The sequence below is a fragment of the uncultured Clostridium sp. genome, from assembly GCF_947072515.1.
Taxonomy (GTDB): Bacteria; Bacillota; Clostridia; order Clostridiales; family Clostridiaceae; genus Clostridium.
This window is the reverse complement of sequence record NZ_CAMTIG010000110.1, coordinates 1-5,506: the sequence shown is the minus strand read 5'-3', so window position 1 is coordinate 5,506 and position 5,506 is coordinate 1. Positions and strand designations below refer to the sequence as shown.

Sequence of the window (5,506 nt, the reverse complement as noted above, 5' to 3'; positions counted from 1 at the left end):
AAAAATATTTTATATAAAATGTTGTATTATTTTGAGAATGTGAATATACTATAATTAAAGATATTAGTTAGGTGTTTATTAAAATACTTAAATGAGCGCTAACACTCATTCCCCAGGGCAAAGTTTTTTGTACCCGAAGTTCCTTGAGGGGACATTAAAATAATATTCAAGGCAATGTTAGTATATAATTATGAAATTCTAAGATGTTTATCTTAGAATTTTTTTATGAAGTTAGGAGGGGACATGCTTACTTTAAAAGAGTTAAAAGTAATAACTAAAATGCCAACTGAAAATGAAGTTTCACTAAAACTATTAGCTAATTTTTATGAAAAGTATATTTCAAATAGAATCTATGAAATAGAATTAGAAAATGGCAAAATACTAACTTTTAAAATTGAAAATAAATATTTTTCACATCTTATAGGATTACATAAGTTTACAGATAAAAGTAGAAGAAATAAAAATAAATTACTAAGATATAATAAGGAATTAAAGTCGCAGAAGGGATTTGAAAACGTTAAATGTTCTAGAATAACTTTAAAAGATTTACAAGAAATTGGAGGAAGAACAAAAGCATATAAGAATTATAGAAAAAGAATTTTAAATTTCCCTTTTACTTATCAGTTATTAAGAAGGAGTAAGTTTTTATCTTATAACAAAGAAATTGTCGAAAGTGAGACAAAAATTAAAGGGGATTATATCTTCGTAAATAATATTAATGAAGATAAGTTGCATTTTTTCTTTATTGATACATTAGAAGAGGAGAATGATTCCTTAGTTCCAATTACTTTTATAGTTACTAAAAGAAGTGATTTTAATTATGTGAGTAGCCAAGAGATATTAAAAATAAGAGAAATAACAATAAAAAGTTTAGATAATAATAGAATATTAGAAAGATATAGTCACAATGAAATGATAGATAATGTGGTGAGAAGATAAGCAAAGAAGCTAGCTAGCAATAATAAGTTTCTTTGCTTTATTTATTGCATATACTATCCTAAATAATATCCTCGTAAATAAGTATTAAATAAAACAAAAAAACAAAATTCCATCATGAAAATAAATAAAAACACACTATATCTAAAATTACTCCACGTTTTTTACAAAAACTACATTATTTTCAGAATAATCGTCACAAAATGTAAAACGATTTCTATGTCTCATGTATTTACATTAATTCCCATTGATTGTAGAATAATATTGTAGAAAGTTAAAAAAAATGTTTATTCAGATAGATATTTATATTATAGGAGGTGTATTTACGATGACGATAAATATATTAGCGCAATACTTAAATTTATGTAAAAAAATGAATACAAGTCCAACATTAATTGGAGCTAACAGATTCAAAAACAACATAAATATGTGGAATTATCTGCTTACTTTAGGATTTGAACAATTAGTTATCGATATCATAGGATAAACTAAAATAGAAATTTTATTATAGTTCATAATTTCTTTATTTTAGTATGATAAAATATAAGTGAAACTTTTAATAGAGGAGTGAGTTTATGAAATTAGCATTAATTGCTCATGATAAAAAAAAGCCAGATATGATTGAATTTGCTAAAAGATATGAAGGACTATTATCTAAATTAGATCTTGTAGCTACTGGAACAACTGGTGGCCTAATTATGGAAAATACAAAGCTAAAAGTAACAAGATACAAAAGCGGACCTCTTGGTGGTGATCAGCAAATAGGAGCATTAATTCCTGAAGGAAACATTGATATGATAATTTTCTTTAGAGATCCTTTAACAGCTCAACCCCATGAACCAGATATTACAGCATTAATTAGATTATGTGATGTCTATACATTACCTTTAGCCACAAATGAAGCAACAGCTAAAATGCTCATTGAAGGAATCAAATTTGAAAGAGAAAATTTAATTTAAATAAATTTAAAAGGTAGCTTTTTTATAGCTATCTTTTATTGTTGTATTTATAGTTACATAATAATCCTTGTAAATAGGTTTTTAAGGATTATAATATAATTAATATATTAGGAGGTATTTCCTCAAATTTACATAGAGAAAGGATACTTGAAATGCTAAAGTCAGAGTTTATAAATTTTAAAGGTGAAATATACTTTAAAGAAGATTTAAATTATGAGGAAAAGAGATTATGTTGGAATAGAGCAATTGATAAAAAACCTTTTGTAATTGCATATTGTAAAGATAATAATGACATAAAAATTTGCTTAGAACTTATAAAAAAACATAATGTGCCTTTTAGAATACGTTCTGGGGCTCATCATTATGAAGGATTTTCTACAGGAGAGGATGTTTTCGTAATTGATGTTAGCAAGATGGATAAAATAAATTTAGATATAGAACAAAATACTGTGCAAATATCTGCAGGAACACGAAATAGAGAAGTTTATGAAGCTGTATGTAAATACCATATTCCTTTTCCAGGAGGTGGATGTCCAACAGTAGGTGCAGTAGGTTATACCTTAGGTGGTGGCTGGGGATATTCTGCTAGATATTTAGGATTAGGAATCGATAATTTATTAGAAGTAGAGTTATTAAATTATAATGGAAATTTAATTAAGGCAAATGCTACTCAAAACCCTGATTTATTTTGGGCTTTAAAAGGTGCAGGAAGTGGGAATTTTGGAATAGTAACTTCTATGACTTTTAATTTACCTAAAAAAGTCCAAATGTGTACATTAGTTTTAGCAGAAATAAGAAATATAACTACTAAAAATATGGTACCTATATTTAATAGTTGGCTTAATGAAATTCAAAATTTAGATCCAAGATTAAATATGAAAGTTGCTTTTTATAATGACCATATTAAAGGTCTTGGTATAAAGATAACTGGAATATTTTACGGAGAGAAAAATGAAGCTCTTAATGAATTAAAGAAAATAACAATAGATTATGATTGGAATTATAATCTACAAGAAATGAGTATTTTAGATATAAATAGATGGATACAAGATAATCATCCAGACTATGAGTTTTATAAGTCTAATGGACGATTTATAGATGATAAATTTAATAATGAAAGTATTGAAGAAATTTTAAATATTCTTAATGAAAAGATAAATACTACATCATATACTGCAGTTTCTTTATATGGAATGAGTGGAAATATAAAAAATAACTTTAAAGATAATAATTCCTTTGCCTATAGAAATGCAAAAGGAATATTAGGATTCCAAGTTGTATGGGAAGATGAATATAAATCTTATAAAGCTGAAAATGAAAAATGGGTTGTAGAGCACTCTGAAATAATAAAGAAGGCAACTTACGGTTCTTTTGTTAATTTCCCATTAGCGGAGCTCAATGATTATATGAAGGAATATTTCAATGAAAATACAGAAGAATTAAAAGAAATTAAAAAAGAATACGATCCATATAACTTTTTTAATTTTGAACAATCAATAAAGTAAAAGTCGTAAAGACTTTTACTTTATATAAGAAAGGATTAGTAGTTTATGAAAAATGATATATTTAGAAATTTACCACGAATGGATCATACTCTAGAAAATCCTATGCTAGAGAATGTTATAGTTAAATATGGTAAAGAAAATGTAAAAAAGGCACTACAAACAACTTTAAATACTATTAGAGAAGAAATTAAAAATGGAAACATAGATTTTATTCCTTCAGAAGAGTATGTTGTGCTAGATGCTATAAAAAATTTAAACTGGACATATAAACAAAACTTAAAGCAAGTTATAAATGGAACTGGAATAATAATACATACGAATCTAGGAAGATCAATTTTAAGTAAAAATGCTATTGATAGAATAGTAGAAATAAGCTCTTCTTATAGTAATCTTGAATTTGATATTAAAGAAGGACATAGAGGTTCTAGATATGCTCATGTTGAGAATTTATTGAAAATTTTAACTAGCGCTGAAAGTGCTTTAGTAGTTAATAATAATGCATCTGCTGTTTTATTGGTTTTAAATGAAATAACAAAATCTAAGGAAGTTATTGTTTCTAGAGGTGAATTAATTGAAATTGGAGGTTCTTTTAGAATTCCAAGTGTAATGGAAATGGCAGGTGCAACTCTTAAAGAAGTTGGTACAACTAATAGAACACATCTTTATGATTATGAAAATGCAATTGATGCAGAAAAAACAGGTGCACTTATTAAAATACATAGTTCTAATTTTAAAATTATTGGATATACAAAAGAAGTATCCTCTTCTGAACTTGCTTCTTTAGGTAAAAAATATAATATACCTACTATTGAGGATTTAGGTAGTGGTGCATTAATAGACTTATCAAATTTAGGAATTGATGAAAAGAGAGTTAAAGATGTTATTAATGATGGAATTGATATAGTTATGTTTTCAGGTGATAAACTTTTAGGTGGACCTCAAGCCGGTATTATTGTAGGAAAAAAAGAGTACATTGATAGATTAAAGAAGAATCAATTACTTCGTGCATTAAGAGTTGATAAATTCACATTAGCTGCATTAGAAGGAACTTTAGAAAATTATTTAAATGAAAAATCATATTTAAAAATTCCTATTTTTAAAATGATTAATTTAGATAAATCTGAAATCTATAAGAATTTAATATCTTTTATAGATGATATTAAAGATATTCCTAATATAAGGTGTAATGTAGAGGATGTTGAGGACTTTGTAGGTGGGGGAACTCTTCCAACATATAAGTTAGAAGGAAAAGGACTCTCTATACAATTAATTAATGGTAAAATAAACTATTTAGAAAGCTATTTGAGAAATTACTCTACACCCATAATAGGAAGAATACATGAAGATAAATTTATTCTTCATGGAAGAACATTACAAGATACTGATTTTATAACAATAAAAGAAGCATTAAATACTTTTAATAAGGACTGATAGATTATGAAACATATAATAGTTGGGACATCTGGACATATAGATCATGGAAAAACATCTTTGATTAAATGTTTAACTGGTGTTGATACAGATACATTAAAAGAAGAAAAAACTAGAGGTATAACTATTAATAATGGATATACCCACTTAAATTTAGATGAAAATTTAAATATAGGAATAATTGATGTTCCAGGCCATGAAAAATTTATTAAGAACATGGTCGCAGGAGTTAGTTCAATAGACTTAGTTCTATTTGTAATAGCTGCTGATGATGGTATAATGCCACAAACAATAGAACATCTAAATATTTTAAAAACTTTAGGTATTTCTAGAGGAATCATAGTACTTACTAAATGTGATTTAGTAGATGAAGAATGGCTAGAACTAGTAACAGATGATATAAAATCATTTGTTGCAGGAACATTTTTAGAAAATGCACCTATTATTAAATTTTCATCTAAAACTAAGGAAGGACTAGAGGATATTAAAAATACTTTAGTTGGAGAAATAAATAAATTAGAAGAAAAAGATAGTGAAACTTTATTTAGAATGCCTATAGATAGAAGTTTCCATGTTCAAGGGTATGGAACAGTAGTAACAGGAACTATACTTGGTGGAAATATAAATATTGGTGATTCTATTCAATTATATCCTGGAGATTATTGTGGAAAAATA

General features: G+C 26.3%; 6 protein-coding genes. All 6 read left to right on the top strand.

Going from position 1 to position 5,506, the window contains the following annotated elements; translation table 11 throughout:
- The first annotated feature begins 243 nt into the window (after positions 1 to 243).
- Positions 244 to 939, top strand: coding sequence for a hypothetical protein (locus tag Q0W06_RS19180; protein WP_297639674.1), 696 nt, complete (start codon positions 244 to 246; stop codon positions 937 to 939).
- A gap of 325 nt (positions 940 to 1,264) precedes the next feature.
- Entirely contained in the window at positions 1,265 to 1,423 is a 159-nt protein-coding gene (locus tag Q0W06_RS19175) for a hypothetical protein (RefSeq protein ID WP_297639671.1), read from the top strand.
- A gap of 88 nt (positions 1,424 to 1,511) precedes the next feature.
- Positions 1,512 to 1,895, top strand: a complete 384-nt coding sequence (locus Q0W06_RS19170) for a methylglyoxal synthase (RefSeq protein ID WP_297639668.1) — start codon at positions 1,512 to 1,514, stop codon at positions 1,893 to 1,895.
- Between the two features lie 152 nt (positions 1,896 to 2,047).
- On the top strand, positions 2,048 to 3,400 hold the full coding sequence (locus Q0W06_RS19165; RefSeq protein ID WP_297639666.1) for an FAD-binding oxidoreductase: 1,353 nt from the start codon (positions 2,048 to 2,050) through the stop codon (positions 3,398 to 3,400).
- A gap of 45 nt (positions 3,401 to 3,445) precedes the next feature.
- Entirely contained in the window at positions 3,446 to 4,831 is a 1,386-nt protein-coding gene (gene selA, locus Q0W06_RS19160) for an L-seryl-tRNA(Sec) selenium transferase (RefSeq protein WP_297639664.1), read from the top strand.
- A 6-nt stretch (positions 4,832 to 4,837) separates the two neighbouring features.
- On the top strand, positions 4,838 to 5,506 hold a 669-nt coding region (gene selB, locus Q0W06_RS19155), incomplete at its 3' end, for a selenocysteine-specific translation elongation factor (RefSeq protein ID WP_297639662.1).

Bases quoted from the DNA above. Each gene is read 5' to 3' on its own strand.
- Q0W06_RS19165 (WP_297639666.1), top strand. From the start codon at position 2,048: ATGCTAAAGTCAGAGTTTATAAATTTTAAAGGTGAAATATACTTTAAA.
- Q0W06_RS19180 (WP_297639674.1), top strand. From the start codon at position 244: ATGCTTACTTTAAAAGAGTTAAAAGTAATAACTAAAATGCCAACTGAA.
- Q0W06_RS19175 (WP_297639671.1), top strand. From the start codon at position 1,265: ATGACGATAAATATATTAGCGCAATACTTAAATTTATGTAAAAAAATG.
- selA (WP_297639664.1), top strand. From the start codon at position 3,446: ATGAAAAATGATATATTTAGAAATTTACCACGAATGGATCATACTCTA.
- Q0W06_RS19170 (WP_297639668.1), top strand. From the start codon at position 1,512: ATGAAATTAGCATTAATTGCTCATGATAAAAAAAAGCCAGATATGATT.